This window comes from Acidobacteriota bacterium (assembly GCA_039030395.1).
In the GTDB taxonomy this organism is placed as follows: domain Bacteria; phylum Acidobacteriota; class Thermoanaerobaculia; order Multivoradales; family JBCCEF01; genus JBCCEF01.
This window is the reverse complement of sequence record JBCCEF010000010.1, coordinates 85652-105606: the sequence shown is the minus strand read 5'-3', so window position 1 is coordinate 105606 and position 19955 is coordinate 85652. Positions and strand designations below refer to the sequence as shown.

18 protein-coding genes are annotated in these 19955 nt (G+C 65.4%); 10 read left to right on the top strand and 8 right to left on the bottom strand.

What is annotated here, in order from left to right:
- Positions 1-2: 2 nt before the first annotated feature.
- The 3 genes from AAF481_11640 to AAF481_11630 form a co-directional block, all read right to left on the bottom strand.
- On the bottom strand, positions 3-653 hold the full coding sequence (locus AAF481_11640; protein ID MEM7481818.1) for a phasin family protein: 651 nt from the start codon (positions 651-653) through the stop codon (positions 3-5).
- 132 nt (positions 654-785) lie between these two features.
- On the bottom strand, positions 786-1169 hold the full coding sequence (locus AAF481_11635; protein ID MEM7481817.1) for a phasin family protein: 384 nt from the start codon (positions 1167-1169) through the stop codon (positions 786-788).
- The gene (locus tag AAF481_11630) at positions 1169-1618 is read right to left on the bottom strand and encodes a polyhydroxyalkanoate synthesis regulator DNA-binding domain-containing protein (GenBank protein ID MEM7481816.1); all 450 of its coding nucleotides are present in this window, start codon (positions 1616-1618) and stop codon (positions 1169-1171) included. The genes AAF481_11635 and AAF481_11630 overlap by 1 nt, the downstream gene beginning before the upstream one ends.
- Positions 1619-1948: 330 nt before the next feature.
- Here AAF481_11630 and AAF481_11625 point away from each other — a divergent pair, with 330 nt between their 5' ends.
- On the top strand, positions 1949-3313 hold the full coding sequence (locus tag AAF481_11625; protein MEM7481815.1) for a DEAD/DEAH box helicase family protein: 1365 nt from the start codon (positions 1949-1951) through the stop codon (positions 3311-3313).
- Positions 3314-3325: 12 nt separating this feature from the next.
- On the opposite strand, the gene pdxH is transcribed toward AAF481_11625, so the two are convergent.
- A complete protein-coding gene (gene pdxH, locus AAF481_11620; protein MEM7481814.1) occupies positions 3326-3958 on the bottom strand; it encodes a pyridoxamine 5'-phosphate oxidase in 633 nt (210 codons plus the stop codon).
- Between the two features lie 281 nt (positions 3959-4239).
- Here pdxH and AAF481_11615 point away from each other — a divergent pair, with 281 nt between their 5' ends.
- The gene (locus AAF481_11615; protein MEM7481813.1) at positions 4240-5148 is read left to right on the top strand and encodes a hypothetical protein; all 909 of its coding nucleotides are present in this window, start codon (positions 4240-4242) and stop codon (positions 5146-5148) included.
- An 8-nt stretch (positions 5149-5156) separates the two neighbouring features.
- Positions 5157-6695 (top strand): DNA polymerase Y family protein, encoded by a 1539-nt coding sequence (locus tag AAF481_11610; protein MEM7481812.1) that lies wholly within the window; start codon positions 5157-5159, stop codon positions 6693-6695.
- A gap of 18 nt (positions 6696-6713) precedes the next feature.
- Here the strand turns inward: AAF481_11610 and AAF481_11605 are convergent, their stop codons facing one another.
- Together AAF481_11605 and AAF481_11600 are read right to left on the bottom strand one after the other, a co-directional pair.
- Positions 6714-7043, bottom strand: a complete 330-nt coding sequence (locus tag AAF481_11605; protein ID MEM7481811.1) for a type II toxin-antitoxin system PemK/MazF family toxin — start codon at positions 7041-7043, stop codon at positions 6714-6716.
- Positions 7040-7270 carry a ribbon-helix-helix domain-containing protein gene (locus tag AAF481_11600; GenBank protein MEM7481810.1) on the bottom strand — a complete coding sequence of 77 codons (231 nt, stop codon included), beginning with the start codon at positions 7268-7270 and terminating at the stop codon, positions 7040-7042. The genes AAF481_11605 and AAF481_11600 overlap by 4 nt, the downstream gene beginning before the upstream one ends.
- Before the next feature lie 197 nt (positions 7271-7467).
- Here AAF481_11600 and AAF481_11595 point away from each other — a divergent pair, with 197 nt between their 5' ends.
- The 7 genes from AAF481_11595 to AAF481_11565 all read left to right on the top strand — a co-directional run bounded on the left by AAF481_11595 (position 7468) and on the right by AAF481_11565 (position 13892).
- Entirely contained in the window at positions 7468-8193 is a 726-nt protein-coding gene (locus tag AAF481_11595) for a DUF2071 domain-containing protein (GenBank protein MEM7481809.1), read from the top strand.
- A gap of 293 nt (positions 8194-8486) precedes the next feature.
- Positions 8487-8858: a PadR family transcriptional regulator gene (locus AAF481_11590; GenBank protein ID MEM7481808.1), complete on the top strand. Its 372-nt coding sequence runs from the start codon at positions 8487-8489 to the stop codon at positions 8856-8858.
- 61 nt (positions 8859-8919) lie between these two features.
- Positions 8920-10002 carry an efflux RND transporter periplasmic adaptor subunit gene (locus AAF481_11585; GenBank protein MEM7481807.1) on the top strand — a complete coding sequence of 361 codons (1083 nt, stop codon included), beginning with the start codon at positions 8920-8922 and terminating at the stop codon, positions 10000-10002.
- On the top strand, positions 9999-10727 hold the full coding sequence (locus AAF481_11580; protein ID MEM7481806.1) for an ABC transporter ATP-binding protein: 729 nt from the start codon (positions 9999-10001) through the stop codon (positions 10725-10727). The genes AAF481_11585 and AAF481_11580 overlap by 4 nt, the downstream gene beginning before the upstream one ends.
- On the top strand, positions 10724-11851 hold the full coding sequence (locus AAF481_11575) for an ABC transporter permease (GenBank protein MEM7481805.1): 1128 nt from the start codon (positions 10724-10726) through the stop codon (positions 11849-11851). Before AAF481_11580 ends, AAF481_11575 begins: the two co-directional genes overlap by 4 nt.
- Positions 11852-11866: 15 nt before the next feature.
- Entirely contained in the window at positions 11867-13012 is a 1146-nt protein-coding gene (locus AAF481_11570; GenBank protein MEM7481804.1) for an ABC transporter permease, read from the top strand.
- Positions 13013-13334: 322 nt separating this feature from the next.
- A complete protein-coding gene (locus tag AAF481_11565) occupies positions 13335-13892 on the top strand; it encodes a hypothetical protein (GenBank protein ID MEM7481803.1) in 558 nt (185 codons plus the stop codon).
- 84 nt (positions 13893-13976) lie between these two features.
- On the opposite strand, the gene AAF481_11560 is transcribed toward AAF481_11565, so the two are convergent.
- Together AAF481_11560 and AAF481_11555 are read right to left on the bottom strand one after the other, a co-directional pair.
- Positions 13977-15605, bottom strand: a complete 1629-nt coding sequence (locus tag AAF481_11560; GenBank protein MEM7481802.1) for an FAD-dependent protein — start codon at positions 15603-15605, stop codon at positions 13977-13979.
- Positions 15606-15700: 95 nt separating this feature from the next.
- Positions 15701-19786: a M4 family metallopeptidase gene (locus AAF481_11555; GenBank protein ID MEM7481801.1), complete on the bottom strand. Its 4086-nt coding sequence runs from the start codon at positions 19784-19786 to the stop codon at positions 15701-15703.
- Between the last annotated feature and the right edge of the window lie 169 nt (positions 19787-19955).

The window sequence follows — 19955 nt, the reverse complement described above, 5'->3', positions numbered from 1 at the left end:
GATCAGGACGGCTTGCTAGCGGTGGACTTGCTGGCGGGCTTGCGGGCGGCAGGCTTGCGCGCGGTCGTCGTCTTGGCGGCAGGCTTCTTCGCCGCGGTAGGGGTCTTCTTCGCCGCCGGTTTGCGAGCGGTAGCGGACTTGGCGGCGGGCTTGCGGGTAGAGGCGGCCTTGGCGGCAGGCTTCTTGGCGGCGGGCTTGCGTGCAGCCGGCTTGCGCGCGGCGGGCTTGCGCGCGGCGGGCTTGCGAGCGGTGGTGGTTCGCGGCGCCTTGCGCAGATCGTCGACCTTCTTGTTCAGCTCTTCGACCCGGGTCACTAGGGTGTGGATTTCATCGCGAGTCGGCACCCCGAAACGGTGCAGAGCATCGGACAGGGTCTGTTCGACGGTTTCGCCGACCTTGCCCACGCCCTCTTCGACCTTGTCCTTGGCGCGATCGAACTCGACCTCCACCTTGTCCTTCGCCTTGCCGACGGTCTTGCGACCTTCCTTCTCCATCGACTTGCCGCGCTCGACCAACGACTTGAAGAGCTTGGAACCCTGCTCTTCCACGGTCGTCAGAGCGCCGAGTCCGGCGAGCCAAATGCGGTGCGCCGAATCGAGAATCTCATCCTGCACGTCCTTCTTGCTCTTCTTGTTCTTCTTTTTCTTGCCCATTGTCGGGTCCTTTCTGGATCTCATCCGGTCGCTCGCCGGAAGAGCGGCGGAGCGGCGCCCCCACAGGGCACCGCCGCCAACGCCTCAAGAATTGTCACTTCGAAATCGGATTCGGATGCTGCGGAGCGGCGATCAGACGCGCGGCGAAGCGAGAGCCTCGTCGACCTTCTTCGACAGCTCCTCGACGTGCCGCGACAACGCTTCGAGGTCGTCGAGGGTGGCCAGGCCAAAGCGGTGCAGCATGTGGGTCATGCCGTTCTCGACGGACTCCTGCGCCTTGGAGGAAAACTCCTGCACCTTCTTCGAGGTCTGCGCCACGGTCTTGTCGATGGCCTTGAACTGCTTCTTCTCGACCTTCCGGCCCTTCTCGACCAGGCGATCAAAGGTCTTGCGGCCGCTTTTTTCAGCGCGGGCGAAGGCACCCAGCCCGGCCCGCCAAATCTCACGGCCGGCTTCGGTCACATCCTGAGCCAGCTCCGCCGGCCCCTTGAACAGCTTCTCAGTCGTAGTATTCATCACGCATCTCCCTTGCTCGTAGATTGTCCGTTGGTGCCGCCTTGTCCTTCGAGGTCGACGAGAGAGGATTCGAGTTGCTCCAGTTGTGAGCGCAAGCGCTGCATCTCTTCGCGCGCCCGCCGCAGCGGACCCACCCGATCCATGGACGCCTGGAGCAGCCGGTCCACGCCGTGCTGCACATGCTCGACCCCGCTCGACATCGCCTTCTCCCCCACTCGCACGAGTTCGTGCAGCAGCTCACTGGGCAGGAAAGACGACCCTTTGCGGCCTTCTTCGAGGATGATCTGGGTCAACGTCTGGGACGTCACATCGGCCGAGCTGCCGTTGTCCACCACCTTGACCTCCTGACCTTCCCGGACCCAGGCGGCAATCTCTTCGAGAGAGACGTAGCGGCTCTCCTCCGTGTCGTATAGCTTGCGGCTTTCGTACCGCTTGATCAGCCGAATCATCGAGATCTCCTCTTATTTCCGTCGGCCCGCCGAGAGCGAGTGGCTTCTCGCAACCCAGGTATCCACGGGCGGCTTGGGGAATGACACATTATGACGAACTTTGCCGTGCCGCGGCACCGACTGAGAGAAAATACCGCAGCGCGGCAAGATTGTCAACCGATCGATGCCGCAACGCGTCAAAAAGCTATAAACATTGACCTTCCAGCCCTTGTAATACAGTCTTTCGCGCAAGATCGCACCCTTCGAGAGGCAATCCATGTCGCAGCGCGGCAAGCCGCCACCCCACGATCTTCGTTGCGCCGGACGGCCAAGCCCCGATAGGGTGCCGCCATGCTCCACCTGGACTTCGACCGCGGCACGTTGACCCTGGCCGGTGCCGATCTCGAAGACGATGTTCTTCCGCCGGCCATGGTGTTCGACCGCCGGGTCCGGTGCTGGCGCGCGCCGGCCCTGCGCTACCGGGAAGTCGTGCGCCACCTCCACCGCTCCGGCGCTCCCTTCGAAGACCGGGCGCGCGCCTATCCAGAACTCCAGCTCACCCAGCGCTGGAAACGCCAGCCCTATCCCCACCAGGCAGAGGCCGCCGAGGCCTGGTGGAAAACCGGGCGTCGGGGGGTCGTGGTGCTGCCCACCGGCGCCGGCAAGACCCACCTAGCGGTGATGTTGATCGCCCGCCTCCAGCGCAGCGCCCTGGTCATCACCCCCACCCTCGACCTCATGCAGCAATGGCTGACGGTGATGAGCAACGCCTTCGGCACCGAGATCGGCCTGGTGGGAGGCGGCGAGCACAATCCGCTGCCGATCACCGTCACCACCTATGACTCCGCCCATCTCCACATGGACCGCTTCGGCAACCGTTTCGGCCTGCTGGTGTTCGACGAGTGCCACCATCTGCCGAGCCCGTCCTATGCCTTTGCCGCCGAGGCCGCCATCGCCCCCTTCCGCCTCGGTCTCACCGCCACGCCGGAGCGCGAGGACGGCGCCGAAGTCCGGTCCGAGGCGCTGATCGGCCCGATCGTCTACCGGCGGGAGATCGGCGAGCTGGCCGGCGAGTACCTGGCGGACTACGACACCATCACCCTGGCCGTGGCCCTCGGCGAAACGGAGCGCGACGAGTACGCCGAGGCGCGGGCGATCTACCGGGACTTCGTCGCCCGCCAGGGGATCCGCCTAGGGTCGCCGGGCGGCTGGAACCAGTTCTTGATGATGACTTCGCGCAGCGAGGAGGGGCGGCGAGCGTTCCTCGCCTACCGCCGGCAGAAGGCCATCGCCCAGGCTTCCGACGCCAAACTCGAGCTTCTCGGCGAGCTGCTGACGCGCCACCGCCGAGACCGCGTCCTGGTGTTCACCCACGACAACGAAACGGTCTACCGCATCTCGCGGCGCTTTCTGGTGCCGGCGATCACCCACCAGACCAAGGTGCGGGAGCGTCACGAAACCCTCGAGCGCTTCAACCGCGGCGAGCTGCCGATCCTGGTGACCTCCCGGGTGCTCAACGAAGGGGTGGACGTGCCCGCCGCCTCGATCGGCATCGTGCTGTCCGGCACCGGCAGCGTGCGGGAACACGTCCAACGCCTCGGCCGCATCCTGCGGCGCGCCGAAGGCAAGCGGGCCACTCTCTACGAGGTGGTCACCGAAGACACGGCGGAAACCTTCGTCAGTGAACGGCGGCGGCGCCACAGCGCCTATCGGTAGGGCGAAGAACCCTCAGGGCGCCAACCGCTCGACCACCCAGCCCTCCCCCTCCCGCCGGTAGCGCAGGCGGTCGTGCAGGCGGCTTCTGCGGCCCTGCCAGAACTCGATCTCCTCCGGCCGCAGGCGGTAGCCTCCCCAGTCCGGCGGGCGCGGCGGCTCCTCGCCGCACTCCTCACGCGCCCGCCGCCAGCGCTCTTCCAACTCGCGGCGGTCGGCCACCGGCCGGCTTTGGGGTGAGGCGATGGCGCTGTAGCGGGAGCCCAGGGGGCGCGACGCGAAATAGGCGTCGGACTCCTCGGCGGAGACCTTCTCCACCGTCCCCACCACCCGCACCTGCCGGTGCAGCGGCTGCCAGAAGAACACCAGCGCCGCCCGCGGGTCCGCCGCCAGCTCGTGCCCCTTGCGGCTGTCGTAGTGGGTGTAGAAGACGAAACCGCTGCCATCGAGGCCCTTCAGGAGCACGATGCGCGCCGCGGGCCGGCCGCCGGCATCGACCGTCGCCAGGGTCATGGCGTTCGGATCCGGCAGATCCGCCGACCGGGCGGCCTCGAACCAGCGCTCGAACTGCTCCAGGGGATCGGCGGAGATCTCCGCCACCGCCAACTCGCCATCGTACTCCTCGCGCAGGTCCGCTAGATCGCTCATGAGGCGATCATATCCAGCACCGGCGCCCCGCCGGGGGTCCGTCACCGCCTCACCCTTCAACAACCTTCCAACTTTCTCGTCGCCTCCTCCGACGACCGCCCGTCGCCCGGGCGGCACACCACATTCCGGAGGGAGACGACGGCCCCTCCGGGGTTGTCATCAGAAAAGATATTTTCTTCGAAGAATCAGTCACTTAGAAGAATTTTCGAAGGGTGAACCGATGATTGATTACGCCCTATTAACGCCTTACGTTATGAGGACTTCGAGATCGCGACCGACTCATGCAAGCCCTCTCCGCCATCAGCCCCAGCCGCCGCTACCCAACCTCGGCGGTTGCCCTACCGAACGATCTGCGGCGGCACGTTTCGAGCGGCCGGGAGCTGCTGCGGCGTCACCGGGATCACCGCTCCGAGGAGCGCTTCCCCACCGGCACCGAAGCCCTCGACACCCTGCTCGGCGGCGGCCTGCGGCGCGGCGAGCTGACGGAGATCGTCGGGCGCCGGTCGAGCGGCCGTTTCTCCCTCGTCCTGGCGGCCCTGGCGGAGACCACCCGGCGCGGCGAGGCGGCCGCCTTCGTCGATTTGGGAGACGGCCTCGACCCGCGCCAGTTCGAAACCTTCGGAGGCGATCCGGAGCGCCTGCTGTGGATCCGTCCACGCACCCTCAAGGAAGCCCTCACCAGCACCGAGGCGGTGCTCGACGGCGCCTTTCCGCTGGCCGTTCTCGACCTCGGCGAGCCACCGGTGCCCGGCGGCCGGGGTAGCGAAGCCTTCTGGGTACGCCTCGCCCGCAGCGCCCAGCGGCAAAAGAGCGCGCTGCTCATCGCCAGCCCCTACCGGGCGAGCGGCACCGCCGCCGCCACGGTGCTGTCGGCCCACGGCGGACGCGGCATCTGGCGGCCGCTCTTGACCGGCCTCGGATCGCGCCTGGTGGTCGACAAGGGCGACGCCCACAATGCCCCCCAGAACCACTGGCAGAGACTCGCCCTGAGCGTCACGGAACAACCCCTGGCGGAGACACCGCCGCCGCGAGAAGAACCTCCCGCCGGTCCGCGCCGGCAAAAAGGCGGCACCTCCTCGTGGCGTCCTCCTCGTCATCCTCCCCGACAAGTGGGTGGCACCTCCCGGCGCCCCTCCCGCCCCTCCCGCCCCTCCCAGGGTGGCTCTCTGCGCCTGGCGGCCGGGGGCTGAAACCGCCGGTGAGCGCCCCCTGGATCGCCTGCCTCGACGTTCCGCTCTTCCCCCTCGCCGCCCGCTTGCGGGCCGAGCCGGAGCTGCGCGACGAAGCCGTCGCGGTGCTCGAGGGCAACGGCGACCGGGCCCGCGTCATCGCCGCCACCCGCCGGGCCCGGCGGGCGCGCATCCTCCCCGGGCTCACCCTTCCCCAGGCCCGGGCACGGCTACCCAAGCTGATCGCCCGGGGGCGCGATCCGGAGTGCGAGCGAGCCGCCCGGGAAGCTCTGCTGGAGGCCGCCGAGGGCCTATCGCCGGCGATCGAAGAAGAGAGGGAAGGGCGGGTGTACCTGGACGTCTCCGGCCTCGACCGGCTGTTCTCCGACGATGCCGGCGGCGAGCGCTTAGGTGCCGCCCTCATCCAGGCTGCCGAAGCGGTGGGCCTGCCGGCGCGGGTGGGGATTGCCGCCAGCAAGCTCGCCGCCCGGGTGGCCGCCGCCTCCGGCCCGGAACCCACCGTCGTGCCGCGCGGCCGGGAAGCGGCCTTCCTCGCCCCCCTTCCCCTCGACCGGCTGGCGCCGGAGGTCGCCCTGGCGGAGGCCCTCGAACGCTGGGGCATCCGCTCCATAGGAGAGCTGGCGCGGCTGCCGGTGGCGGAGGTCCGCAGCCGCCTCGGCGCCGCCGCCGGCCACCTCCACGCCGTCGCCCGGGGGCGCGATCCGCACCCCCTCGTGCCGCGCCAGCCGCCGCCGAGCTTTCGCGAGGGGCTGACCCTCGAATGGCCGCTGGTCGCCCTGGAGCCGTTTCTGTTCGTCGGCCGGGCGGCCTTGGAGCGCCTCGCCGAGCGCCTCGCCGAGCGCGGCTTCGCCTGCCGGCGGCTGGAACTGTCTCTCGTCCTCGAACCGGACGGCCACGACGAACGCGCCTTCGACCTGCCGGCGCCCACCCGGGATCCCAAAACCCTGCTCACCCTGCTGCGCCTGTCGCTGGAAGAGAAACCGCCCGGGGCGCCGGTGCAGTCCTTCGCCCTCATCGCCGCCCCGGATCGACCGCGGGAAGCGCAGCTCACCCTGTTCGGACCGGAAGCCCTCTCCCCGGACCGCCTCGCCGCCACCCTGGCGCGCCTCTTCGCGCTCTTGGGAACGGACCGCGTCGGCACCCCGCGCATCGCCGACCGTCACCGCCCGGAAGCCTGTGCTTTGAGCCCCTACGAGCCACCACCGCCGCCGCGCGAGATCCGTCCGCCGAAAAACGGCATGGGGCTGATGGGCCTCCGCGCTCTGCGCCCGCCGCAGCCGCTGGAAGTGCTCCTCGGCGACGGCGGCATCCCCCTCGAAGTGCAACCGGCGCCCGCCTCCGACAGGGCCGAGCAGGACAACCCCCGCCCTCGCCTGCAGGGCTCCGTCCGCGTCGCCGCCGGTCCCTGGCACCTGGAAGAAGGCTGGTGGACCGAAGAGCCCATCGAACGCGACTACTGGGATCTGGAGTTGGACCGCGGCGGCATCTACCGGGTGTACCGGGAGCGCGCCGGGGAGGGGTGGTTTTTGGACGGGGTATATGACTAGGGGAGAAACGCGCCGAACTCAAGACCGCGTCGAGTCGAAGCCGAGCGCAAAGAGAAGGGCCTGACGCACTCTGGCGAGTTTCGTACCCGGAAGATGAGTGATCAGCGCCCCGAGCTGGCCGCGCGCCACCGTCTGCACGTGATCCAGGTTGGCCACACAGTCGCGCGGCAACCCATCCTCGGGGCCCAGCGGAACTTCCGTCGGGATATCGCGGATGGTGGAGGTGATGGGAGCTACGGTCACCTGGCCCAGAAACTCCAGCGCCGAATCGCGGGTCAGAATCAGCACCGGACGCCGCTTGTCCGACCGGCGAAACTTGAACCACCGCACCTCGCCCCGCTGGATCATTCGACCCAGACCTGTTCTTCCTCCCAACCATCGAATTCGCCCTTTACCACCGGGTGCCTTTCGTAACCCAGGCGATGACGCCGCTCCAACCGCTCACGCTCAATGGCCAGCAGCGCTTCCCTGAGCGCCGCCCGAGTAAATCCCGAACGGCTGGTTCCCAGCTTTTCAACGGCGCGGTCGACTTCTTGGACCAACTCTTCATCCAGAGTGATCTGAACGGTTCTCATCTAGCGCTAGATCCTCTCTTGGCTTTCACCTGAACCCTCATGCTGATAGCCATTGCAATACACAGAGGAATGTGGAGGCGGGCACATGCTGCGGCTCTGTGATCCGACAACGACCCAGATTCGACACCGAGCCGCGGCCTTGTCCTCACCACAACCCTTGCCGGCAGGAGTTCCGGGGCTGCTAGGCTGGTCCCATCATGCCGCGCCCTTTTCTCACCGCCCGCTGGGAAGACCTCGTCCTCCTCAACTATTCCTGCCCGCCGGAGTTGCTGGAGCCGTGGGTGCCGAAGGGGACGGTGCTCGACCCCTGGCGAGGGACGCACTACATCAGTCTGGTGGCCTTCCTGTTTCTGGATACTCGTCTGCGGGGCTTCCGGATTCCGCTGCACCAGAACTTCGAAGAGATCAATCTGCGCTTCTACGTGCGGCGGGAGATGGCGGACGAAGAGGACCGCCGTGGGGTGGTGTTTCTGCGCGAGTTGGTGCCCCGCCGGGCGATCGCGGCGGTGGCGCGCTGGGTCTACAACGAGCCCTACCGCCGGGTGCCGATGGTCCACAAGGTCGACATCGATCCGCAGACCGGCGGCAAGGCGCGCTACCAGTGGAAGCAAAGACGGAGCTACTTCACTATCACGGCGGAGGTCGAAGGCCCCGCTGAGGAACTGCGAGACGACAGTGAGGAGCAGTTCATCACCGAGCACTACTGGGGCTACACCCGCCAGCGCGACGGCGGTACGTTGGAGTACCAGGTGGAGCATCCGTCGTGGAAGGTCTGGTCGGCGAAGGAGTCCGAGTTCCACGGCCCTGGCCACGAGACCTACGGCGTGTCCTTCGGCGAGATCCTCGCCTCACCGCCGGCCTCGACCTTCGTCGCCGTCGGCAGCGAGGTCGCCGTCTACCCCGGCGCGCGCCTGGACATCTGAGGCCTGAAGTCGATCAGTCCGCTCGAAACGATGTGAGGGTGAAACGCGGAGTAGCCGTGTTTCGTGAGACGCCCGGCCGCGCGTCTCGATCCTCCAACTAGTACTCCTCATCTTGAAGGATGCTTGCCAACTATCGCTAGCGATAATAGTATGAACCGATAGAAATGAACGGAACAGATCGAAGAGCAGATCACCAGTCGACGTCCCGTGAAGATCCTGTGGAGGCTCCGCGCGATCGGAAGCCCGCAAACTTCTCCCGACGGTCCCCCATCTACCAAGGCATGGTACGAGGCATGCTGCCTTTCTACGTGCTCACCTTGCTGCGTGAGGCTCCCCGCTACGGGACGGAGCTTATGCGCTTGATTGAATCTGCGACGGGCGGAACCTGGAAGCCGAGCCCCGGATCCCTCTACCCGCTGCTGAAGCGGCTCGAGGACGAGGGCCTCGTAGAGGGTCGCCTGCGTCGTAGCCACGCAGCACCACAGCGGGTCTACCGGATCTCGAAGCAGGGGCTCAGCGGCATGCCAGACATGCAGCGCCAGCTCGTTGAGGATCTGCGAACAGCGCGTGACCTGATCGGTCAGCACATTCGCTGGTTCGAGAAAGCTGTCGAGCACAGGACCGAGGCCGCTTCGTCGAATCGACGCGACCATCTCGATCCATGACGGACTGCGCCCGCACTGCATGGGAAACACCGTGAGCCGAATCAACCTCGATCGCCTTCGTTTGGATCCGAAACAGCGACAGCTCGCCAGAGGAAGCTCGCGATGGCTCATCGTCGTCGCGAGCTTCCTCCTTGCTGGCGGAGCGTTCTTGCTCTGGCTGCGGGTTTGGGTTGCCGTAGAGAGCGATGCGAGTACCGAGAGCACCATGCTGGCCAGACAGACGTCCACCCTACCCGAGCCGCGCAAGGCAGGGGGTGCGGTGGTAGCCGGCGGGTTCTTGGAGGCAAAGCGGGGCGCCGTCATTTACCCAGGTCGCGACGGCGTCGTGGCGGCAGTGTATGTGGAGCCAGGCCAGCAGGTTAGCAAAGACGAACTTCTCCTGGAATTGGTCGCCGAGACCGCGGTGGCCGATCTTGCCGCCGCGAACGCTGAAGTTCGGAACGCGGAGGCGCGACATGCGCTGGTGGTGGCCGGTTCGAGCGAGGAAGAGGTGCAGCGGGCCAGAGCGCGATCGAATGCAGCGCAGGCAGAATGGCAGGAAAAACAGGCTGAACACAGTCGTATCCGAAAGCTCGCGGAGCTACAGATCGAGTCGGGTGCAGTTCTCGAAGGAGCAGAGCGCCAGGAGCAAGCGGCCAGAGCGCGACTCGACGAAGCGCTCGCCCAAGAGCAGATAGTGCGCTTGGGAAGCAGGGACGAAGAGTTGCTCTTGGCCGCGGCTGGAGTGGAGAAAGCAAAGGCCGCTGTCCAGCGCGCGGAAGCGCTTCTAGACCTGTCTCAACTTCGAGCGCCGTTCGATGCCACCGTAGTCCGGATCGACCTCGAGCCCGGTGAGGTAGTGACCAGGATGAGTTCCCCTTACGGTCAGCCAGGAATCGAGATCGCCGACGTCTCCGAGCTGTGGGCCCGCTTGGATGTACCCGAGAATCGGATCACGTCGGTGACCCTTGGGGCGCCGGCGACGGTGGTGGTGCAGGCCCTCGGGCTTGCGAGACTCGAGGCAGAGGTTGTCGAAATCGCGCCCGTAGCAGACCGGCAGTCCAACACCGTTTCGGTGGCCGTTCGCATTTTCGATCCACCCGACCAGATCCGACCCAACATGAGCGCCCGGGTGACGATCCAATCCGAGAAGGAACGATCATGAACCAAACTGTAGGCTCCCCGATCGTGCGAGCGACGGAGCTGGTCAAGGTGTACGGTAAGAACGAACGGGAGATTCGACCCCTGGACCGGCTGAACCTGCTCGTCCCGGAGGGAGAGTTCCTGGCACTGATGGGACCTAGCGGCTCCGGCAAGTCCACACTGCTCCACATCCTCGGTGGGCTCGACCTGCCGGACGAAGGTCGGTGTCAGGTGAGGGGAGTCGATCTCACCGCGCTGTCCGAACGGGAGCTGTCTGATTTTCGCGCTTCCCATGTCGGATTCGTGTTTCAATCCTTCAACCTCTTGCCGGTGTTTAGTACGAGGGAGAACGTAGCCCTGCCCCTTCGGCGGATGTCGCTAAATCGCAGGCGCCGTCGAGAGCAGGTCGACGCGGCATTGGACCTCATGGGGCTCACCGACCGCGCCAACCACATGCCGTCGCAGCTTTCCGGAGGGCAAGAACAGCGTGTCGCCATCGCCCGCGCCCTCGTGATCGATCCTCAGATCATCATCGCCGACGAGCCGACCGGAGACCTCGACGAGACCGCCGGCTGGGAGATCGTCGAAATCCTCCGAGCGCTTTCTCGCGAACATGGCAAGACCATCGTGATGGTCACTCACGACCGCGCCGTCGCCTCGTGCGCGGATCGCATCCTCTACTTCGGCCATGGGCGGCTGCACGAATCCGAGCCGCAGGTGTCAGCCGGGCGGCAGAGAACGGCGTGATCCTACACCTGCTGCCCTTGATGGTTTCCAATCTGTGGCGCAACAAGCGCCGCTCCATCCTCACCGTCCTGGGAACCGCGGTAGCGGTTCTGGTATTCGGCTCCCTCAGCGCTGCCATCGATACGCTCATGATGGGTGCGAGGCAAACCGGTGCCGACGAGACTCTGAGTGTTCGTCGCGCCGGGCGTGCCAACGCGCTTGCCAGTCGGCTACCCGAGAGTCATGAGGAGCGCGTGGCCGATGTCCGCGGCGTGTCGGCGGCCACCGGAGTCTTCTCTGAACTCGCAATTATCGGTGAGGAGAGCGTGCACGTCTTCCTGCGCGGCGTCGAACCCAAGGCCTATCGGAACGTCCAGCCACTCCAGGTGGACGCTGCCGAATGGCAGTCATTCGCCGACGACCGTCGCTCCGCCATGGTCGGCCACCGCCTGCTGGAGAAGATGGGATGGGAAGTGAGCGACGAGGTGGAGCTGTCCAAGACAGGGCTGAACGTTCGAATTGCTGGAACGATCCCACCCCAGGGTCTCGACCTGGAGAGCCATCTGCTCCTGCATCGAGACTACCTTCAGGTACTCCGCAACCTCGAAGGCCAGATCACCTTCGTCTTGGTGGCGCTGGAGCAAGGCTCACCAGAGGATCTGGCGGCGCGAATCGACGAGGAGCTGTCGACCGTTCCGGTGCCCACCAAGACGACGACCTCCGCAAAATTCGCCGAAGCGGTCGTCGAAGAATTCATGGGCTTCACCGAGTACCTGCGGTTGATGGCGATCATCACCGTGCTGGTCACCACCCTCGGAGCCGCGAACACGGTCGCGATGAGCGTGCGGGAGCGCATCCGGGACTTCGGTGTGCTGAAGGCTGTGGGATACAGACCCGGCGAGATCGTGACGTTAGTCGTGGGGGAATCGCTACTGCTCGCCGCGGCCGGTGGCCTCTTGGGTTTAGGGCTGACCGCCTGGATGCTCAATAGCCGGACCGCCCAGCTCGAGGGCTTCACCTGGACGGCCTCGACGATCACCCTCGCCGCTCTCATGGCCCTCATCATAGGCCTGGGAGGTGGGCTCGTTCCCGCCATTCGCGCGGCGCGCCTTCGCCCGGTGGAGGCTCTACGCGTCATCGATTGATCTGGAGCCGCTGCGATGATCCCGATCGAGTACATCCTCCGAAGCATTCGCCGACGCGAGGTCCGCGCGTTGATGACCGTGGCCGGAGTGGCGCTCGCCATCGGCATCCATACCGTGATGGGTGCCGTCACGACCACGATGGTCTCGGGTTTCCGGCAAACCGGTGCCGCCGACGAGATCGTCGTTCTCCAAGCGGGCGCATTGACGGCCGATTTCTCGAACGTCTCGCGGTCGGCGATGGTCTACACGGAGACCCTGGACGGCGTGGCAGCGGAGGGCAACGTTCCTCTGGTCTCCCCAGAGCTGCGACTTGGCTGCGTGCTCTCTAGCGGGACGGACGGCGAGGAGACCAACGTGGAGGTGCGCGGCGTCCAGGCGAGCAGGGTTGAGGTGTACAGCCAAGTCGAGTTGGCGAAGGGAGCCTGGCCGGCGGCGGGTTTCAAGGCCAGCATCGGCCGCCCATTGGCTCAGAAATTCGATCTCGAAGTCGGATCTACCCTCCGCTTCGAAGGGGCGGAGTGGCAGATCGTGGGAATCATGGACAGTGGAGGCTGCGTCTACGATCAAGAGATTTGGGTCCATCTGGACGACCTTGCGGCGGCGGCCCAGCGTCGCGACATCTCCGGCTTCACCCTTCGCGCCACCGGCGAATCCGAGGCGCAAGCGATCATCGAGGAGATCAACGAAAACCGACGGTTCCCCCTGCGCGCCCAGCCGGCCCCGACTTTCTACGCACGAGCCGGAGCAACGTCGGCAGCGGTCGGCGGAGTCGGGAGCTTCCTGGCCCTCATCATCGCCATCGGCGCCATCTTCGGCGGCATGAACACCATGTTTACGAATGTCGCGGCCCGCCGGCGCGAGATCGGCCTCCTACGCGCAATGGGCTACCGGCGCTGGAATGTGCTTCTTGCGGTCCTCGTCGAATCGAGTATTCTCTGTGGCACCGGCGGGCTGATCGGCATCGTGTTGGGCTTGGGCCTGGCGCGAATCCCTTTCGAGCTGCCGTACCTGGCCCACTCCGCTGTGCGCGTGCAGCCGGGGCATGTGGTGCAGTCCCTAACGATGGCGTTGTTGATCGGTGTGCTCGGCGGTGTGCTCCCGGCCCTCCACGCTGCACGCCAGAGAGTCGTCGACGATCTTCTAGCCCGCCCCGGCGCCTGAACCCCGAGTCTTGTGTCGATCGCGGAAGCAGTGACGGACTGACGGTAGCTGCGCGAAACGACAACCTAGTTTTCGGCACGCCGGGCAGCGTGGTTCGGCCGCGTGAGGAGGGCCGAGATCCGGCGGATCTGCTGCCCCGAAATGGGGCTCTACGCACCGACTCGACGCCGCTAGGATTTCGGCGACTCGAGAGTTCGGTTTGGAATCTTTCGGGCCTCGACTTCGTATACCCTTTGAGAGCACCTGAGCGTTGCCGCAGAGTCTCGGCCTCAGGCCCTTTCCCCAGTCCATGACATCTGAAGATCGACCTGGAGAGAGATCCATGTACCAATCCTCGCAGAACCGCCGCATCCAGCGGCTCCTCTTGCCCGGCGCCGTCCTGCTCGTCGCCAGCTTCATCGCCTTGCCGGCCCTGGGACAGCTCGGTCCGCGCACCCTCGGCAACCAGAATCTGGATACCGCCGCCATCGGCGACCAGTTGAGCATCAGCGCCGCGGACAAGACCACCCAGAAAATGGACCTGGTGCGCGATCTGTCGTACCTGGAGCCGGCCAAGTGGAAGTCGTCGTCGGTCACCTGGCTGCACTTCGAGAAAGCCGAGGACGGCTCCGTCGCGGTCACCGAGATGGGCCCGGGCGTGGTCGGCGGAGTGTCCGCCTCGGGCAAGTGGAATGTCGAAGCGATGGAAGACGGCGGCTGGAAAGCCGTGCCTAAGAAGAAGAGCGGCAAGCTGGATCTCTACCTGGAGACCAAGTTCCGGGGCGAGGATTTCAAGGTCGGCGCGGTGATCCCCAAGTTCGACGACGAGGCCTACGGCGCCGTCTACCGGGGCACCGACTTCCTCTTCTTCGTCACCCAGAAGAAGCACCCGGACAGCTAGCAGATTGCTGAAAGAGCGCTTCGCGCATTTTTTCGGCACGCCTGCTGGCTCTTCAATTTCAGGGGGGCTTAGGCGCCCCCTAACTCACTCCTGCAAGTTGATGGAGCCAAGCGCCACCGCTTCGGCCACGCGGATGCCGTCCACCGCCGCCGACAGGATACCGCCGGCGTAACCGGCCCCTTCGCCGGCCGGGTAGAGGCCGGCGGTGTTGACGCTCTGGAAGTCGTCCCCGCGCCGGATGCGGAGCGGCGACGAGGTGCGCGATTCGATGCCGGTGAGCACCGCGTCGTCCATGGCAAAGCCCGGCAGCTTCCGGTCGAAGGCCGGGATCGCCTGCCGGATGGCGGCGATGGCGTAGTCCGGCAGGCTGGTGGATAGATTTCCCCAGCGCACTCCGGGCGTGTACGACGGCAAGACGGAGCCGACGGCCTCGGAAGGCCGCCCGGCGAGGAAATCCCCCAACCGCTGTGCCGGCGCCCGGTAGGTGCCGCCCCCGAGTTCAAAGGCCCGCGCTTCCCAGCGCCGCTGAAATTCGATGCCCGCCAGCGGATCGCCGGGATAGTCCCGCGGCGTGATGCCGACGACGATGCCGGCGTTGGCGTTGCGCTCGCTGCGGTCGTACTGGCTCATGCCGTTGGTCACCACCCGACCCGCTTCCGACGTCGCCGCCACCACCGTGCCGCCGGGGCACATGCAAAAGCTGTAGACGGAGCGCCCGTCGCCGGTCTTCTCTTGGTGATGCACCAACTTGTAGTCGGCGGCCCCGAGGATCGGATGCCCCGCCTGGCGACCGAAGCGGCGCCGATCGATCAGCGCCTGCGGATGCTCGACGCGAAAGCCGATGGAAAACGGCTTGGCCTCCAACAAGACCCCGCGATCGCGCAGCATGAAAAAGGTGTCCCGGGCGCTGTGCCCCACGGCGAGAACCACCTGGTCCGCCGCCAGCCGCTCGCCGTTTGCGAGGTAGACGGCCCGGATGCGGCGGTCGTCATCCACCTCTTCGATCTCCAGATCCTCCACCCGCCTCCGGAAGCGAATCTCCCCGCCCAAGCGCTCGATCTTGGCCCGTATCGCCTCGACCATCTTGACCAGCCGGAAGGTGCCGATGTGCGGCTTGTTGACGAACAGGATCTCTTCCGGGGCACCGGCTGCGACGAATTCCGTCAACACCTTGCGGCCGCGGAAGGCCGGGTCCTTGATCCGGCTGTAGAGCTTGCCGTCGGAGAAGGTGCCTGCGCCGCCTTCGCCGAACTGGGCGTTCGATTCGGGATCGAGCTTTCCCCGGCGCCACAAGGCGAAGGTGTCCACGGTGCGCTCACGCACTTTCTTACCGCGCTCGAGGACGATCGGCCGGAAGCCCATCTCCGCCAAGATCAGGGCGGCGAACAGGCCGCACGGCCCCATGCCGATCACCACCGGCCGCGCTTGGAGGTTCTTTGGCGCCCGGGCCACCGGGCGATAACGGCTGTCCGGCGACTCGCTCACTCGCCGATCGCCGGCGAAGCGCCCCAGCAGCTCCGCGTCGCGGGTGGTCGCCACATCGACGGCATAGTCCAGAGCGATCCGGCCGCGTCGGCGCGGGTCCGGGCTGCGGCGCGCCAGGGTGTAGCTGGCCAGCTCCTCCGGCGAGATGCCGAGGGTGTCTAACACTATTGTGCGGAGATCTTCCTCGGAATGCTCCAAGGGCAGGGTGAGACCGGTCAATCGCAGCATAGGCGTGCATCGTACCCTCACCGGGGCAAGCCGACCATGCCTCAGGAAAACGGCGGGACCGGCCGCACCGGCCCCGCCATCGGGTCACCGAATCTTCACGGACAAGACAAGGTGAAGGCCCAGGCGGTATCCGCGGTTCCCGCGCAGTTGGGTATGACTTCGACCGTCATCTGGGTCGAGGTCCCCGAGAAGGGAATGGCGCAGTCGCAAGCACCGCCGCTGCAACAGCATTGGCTGTCACAGCCGAAAGTGGGTTCCGTCGACAAGCACAGGGTGTCGAAGATCGTCTGCCCCTCGTACTTCACGAGCATCCGATCCGGAACGGTGAAGGTGTTGATACCGAAAATGGTAGTCCCGGAGTTCGAACCGAGTTCGACCACATGTGTTTCCGGCATGTTGCCGCCGGCATTCACCACCTGCTGGCACAGTACGGAGTTGGGGGTCGGCGCCGGCTCGGGTTCCGGCTCCGGCTCGGGATCCGACCACTTGATCTGGAACTCGATATCCAGGCAGGTGCTCTGTCCACTGGCATAGGCGGAGTGCGGAGGGATGCTGAGGTCCTTCGCCACCGCGTCCATCAAATAGCTGCGCGGAAAGATCTCGAGCGAGTAGACGTCACCGTCTTGGACCGATGGGAAGGCCATGCCGAGGGTCTTCGTGCCCAGGAAGGGAACGGACTCACCTCCACCGACGGTGTTTGCCGACCCGCCGCAACCGGGCCCGCTGTGCAGCAGAAACTTCGTAAAGCGGTTCGGCACGTCGCCGGCCTGATGGCCCACATCGACGAACATCCAGGGCTTGATCTTGAGGCTTGCCGGAACGTTGGGGTCGGCGCCGTTTTCGCCGAAATGCGCATCGAAACGGAATCGCCGGGTGCCGCTCGACAGCACCGTCTTGGTGGCCGTGGAATCCGCGGCATTCACGTCCAGCACGGTCGGCGGAACGACGTCGGCCATGAACACTTTGAAGCGAGTATCTTGCGTGTCCAACGTCTTCCAAAGGCGCAGGCCGACCTCGACCTCCATCGCCGGCGTCGACATATGGGGACTCACCACGTAGGGGTAGATCTGGATCACCGACCCCAGGGTATTGCCGCCGTAGCCAAGGCACTTGCGGGCGATCTCCGCCGAGGGCTGGTTGGGATTGCCAAGGGACGCAACTTTGACCCATTTCGCGCAGCCGCCCTTGGTGTCGAGGGAACGGGCATCGGACGAAAGCGCTTTTTCGTCCCAGAAGGTGATCACTTTGACCACGTAGCCCTCCGCTCCAGGCACCTCCTGCCAGGCCACCGTAACGGTTTCCGACTCCGGCTTGTCCTGGTACAGGTCGAGGTCGAAAACCGGCGCCGCGGTGTGGATTCCGGCGTAGGTCCCGAGGTTGTCGAGGCGGTTGCGCGCCGGGTCTTTGAAGATCCCCACCACCGGAGCAAACTTGCTGAAGCCGTCCGTTCGGAAGGTTTCCTTCTTCGAGGTGGCGCCCTGTTCGCCAAGGGCGGAACCGTCCACCGTCGCGGCCCAGCCCACCTCCGGGCCCCAAACATAGAGCCGATATTCGTGGAGCCAGGGAGTGTGGGGATTGGTGGGCGAATAAAAGCCCTTCTGAGGCGCCTCCGGTTCCCAGCGAGGGGGAATCGGCACCGTCAGACTGCCGGATGGATTGTGCTCGTTGGCGGCAAAACAAACGTTGCGCACGGACCAGGTACCGTAGGGGTCGATGTCCGGTTCGAACTTCGCCGGATCGGTGCAGTACTTGTCGAGGCCGTCCGTGTTGATCGGGTTCTTGAGGCCGATTTCGACCCGCACCTCCTGAGCGAAGGGGGGAGCGTCGTAGTTGAAGGTCAGGGTCCACGGGTCGACGACGGCGCCCGCCACCGGCGCCTGTGCGGTCACCGCCGGCAGGTCGGTACTGAAATGGCTGGACGGGGACCACTCACTGTAGATCACGTTGTTCGAGCCATCGACGGTCTGGGCGCGCACCCGCCAGCACAGGGTGCTCGAAACCGGCAGATGGAAGGTGTGCGTCACCGGGTCCCCGGGAGCGGGATTCCCGACCGCCGGCATGCCGGGCTGATCGATCAGCAGCGTGCTCGGCTCCGGGCAACCGGCGCCTGAGGTCTCCCATATCTGCACCTCGTACTGAGCGTCCTCCTCGTGCTCCCAAGAGAAGTCCAATCCCCAGGGATACCAGAGCCCCGTTCGGGTATCCGCCGGTCCCATCGGGCCGATGGGCGTGGGGGCCTCGAGATCGGCGGTGAAGGTATGGAGGTCGCGCCAGCTCTTGGTCTCGCCAAAGGCGTTCGGAAAGCCGCTGCGTACGCGCCAGTAGTAGGTCACGTCCTTTTGCGCATCGCCGAACTCATAGAGCGCCTGGGTGACCCCGTTGGTGGTTTCCGTTTGGGCCGTCTGGCCACTCGCCACGATCGTCTGCATATCGGGAGTGGTAGAGATCTCGACATCCCACACCCCCACGTCGTTCCCCACCAGCCAACGCAACGTCACCACCCCGGCGGGCACATCCACCACTCCGTTTTCCGGGTAGATGACGTCGCCGGAGAACGGTTGCGGTTCCACCCCGGCGCCGTACCAGGCGTCGTGCGTCGAGCGGTGTTCCGGCGTATAGCTGCCGTAGAGCAAGCTGGCTTGCAGCAGGCTACCGGCGGCCGATTGCGAAAAGGTGGCACTGTTGGGAAGGTTCATCTGGTTCTGCACCGCGATCCTTCCCGCCTTGAGCAGTCCGATTCCCTGGACGTTGACCACCGGATGGGTCGGGATCCCGTCGATGGTGACGAGACCGCTCTGCTCGCCCTGGGCCAGGAGATAGAACCAAAAGTTCTGAACTCCCGAATTGGTGTGAACCTCGACCATCGTGTCGTTGCCCACATACCAGTTCTGACCTTGGTAGGTATCGGGATGCCCCACCACCTTGGGGGTGCCCATGGAGCGGACGAAGTTGCCCGACTGTTCCGCAATCGTCCAGTTCGAGGTCGAGGAGACCGCGTCTTCGAGCAGCCGGCCCAAAATGTCCGAGAACGACTCGTTCAAAGCTCCGGATTCGCCGGCATAGATGAGGTTCGAAGTCGCCGCGGTCATCAGATGAGCGATCTCGTGACCGATCACGTCCACGGTGGCGAAAGAGTTGCCGGTCGCGGTGCGATTTCCATAGCAAATGGAGCTGTTGCTGGGACTGGCCGAAGCGTTGTCCGGCTCGTTGCCGCAGTTCGCGTAGGACGTCAGCGTGCCGGGGAGATGCAGAGTCAGGTCGTAGAGGTGGATGGTCTTCAGATAATCGAGAAACTCCTGTGTCGCCCAGTGGATCTCCAGCGGAACACCGTGCTCCGGAGCGCCGAAGGTGTGGACCAAGCTGGTGACCTCGTTGGAATTCCACTGAGGATTGCCGGTGGCGTAAGCCATTTCTCGAGTGTCCATGTCGAGCTGTGGTGTCGTCAGCGAGTAGGGAAAGGGGTTTGCGCTATTGAAATCGACTTCAAACTGTTTGTACCCGGAGTAGTAGGTGTGGCCGTCGCCAAAGGCCGGCCGCGCCGCCCGGATAAGCTGCACCAACTCGCCGGAATCGGCACGCACCATCGCCTCCATGCCTCCGAAGATTTCCGGCAGATCGAGAAAGACCCGATAGACGAGAGCCATGCTCTCCGGGTCGTAGGTCGAATCCGTCGACAGGACGAAGAGTTCCGGTTCCGGTGGGGTGATCAGATCTGCCACTTCCACCGGTTCCACCAGCTCGTCATGGAGCCCATCCAGGGCGAAGGCGACCGCCTCCTCGGCGGCGATCGACGGGACGGGATCGATCCCCCAGACGTCGCTCACGCGTCCGACGGCGGCGTGGACGGAGCCCTCGGACTCCCACAGAACCAATTGCGCACCGACGACGGGTACTCCCTGGTGAAGCTGCTGGAAACGAACCATCTCGCCCTGACGGCCGATCTCGATCCAGTGCGCTTCGTCACTGATATCGAGCTGATCGGCCAACAGACCGACCAGATCTTGCGATGAGAGGCGGGTCGCGCGATCGATCCGGAAAGAAAGAGCGCCGTGATCGTCGGGGGTGTAGCGCAGCGTATGGAGGCCTTCGATCTCGAGCTGCGGCGAGAATTCAGCGCCCATCGTTCCGGTGGTCCAGAACAGGCAGGCGATCAACAGAAAGAGCAACGTCGTCTTGGTCATGGTTCACCTCGCGGAATCCAGAGAGTGGAGCGTCCCCATATCCACCGACCGCCGATCGGCCAGCGGACACGGGGCTCGCGGAGCGGTGCGGCAAACACACCGGTTCCGACTCCCCTAGACGAGAAAAGGAGGAAAAACCTGCCAACGAATCTGTGCGGAGTGATTCGGG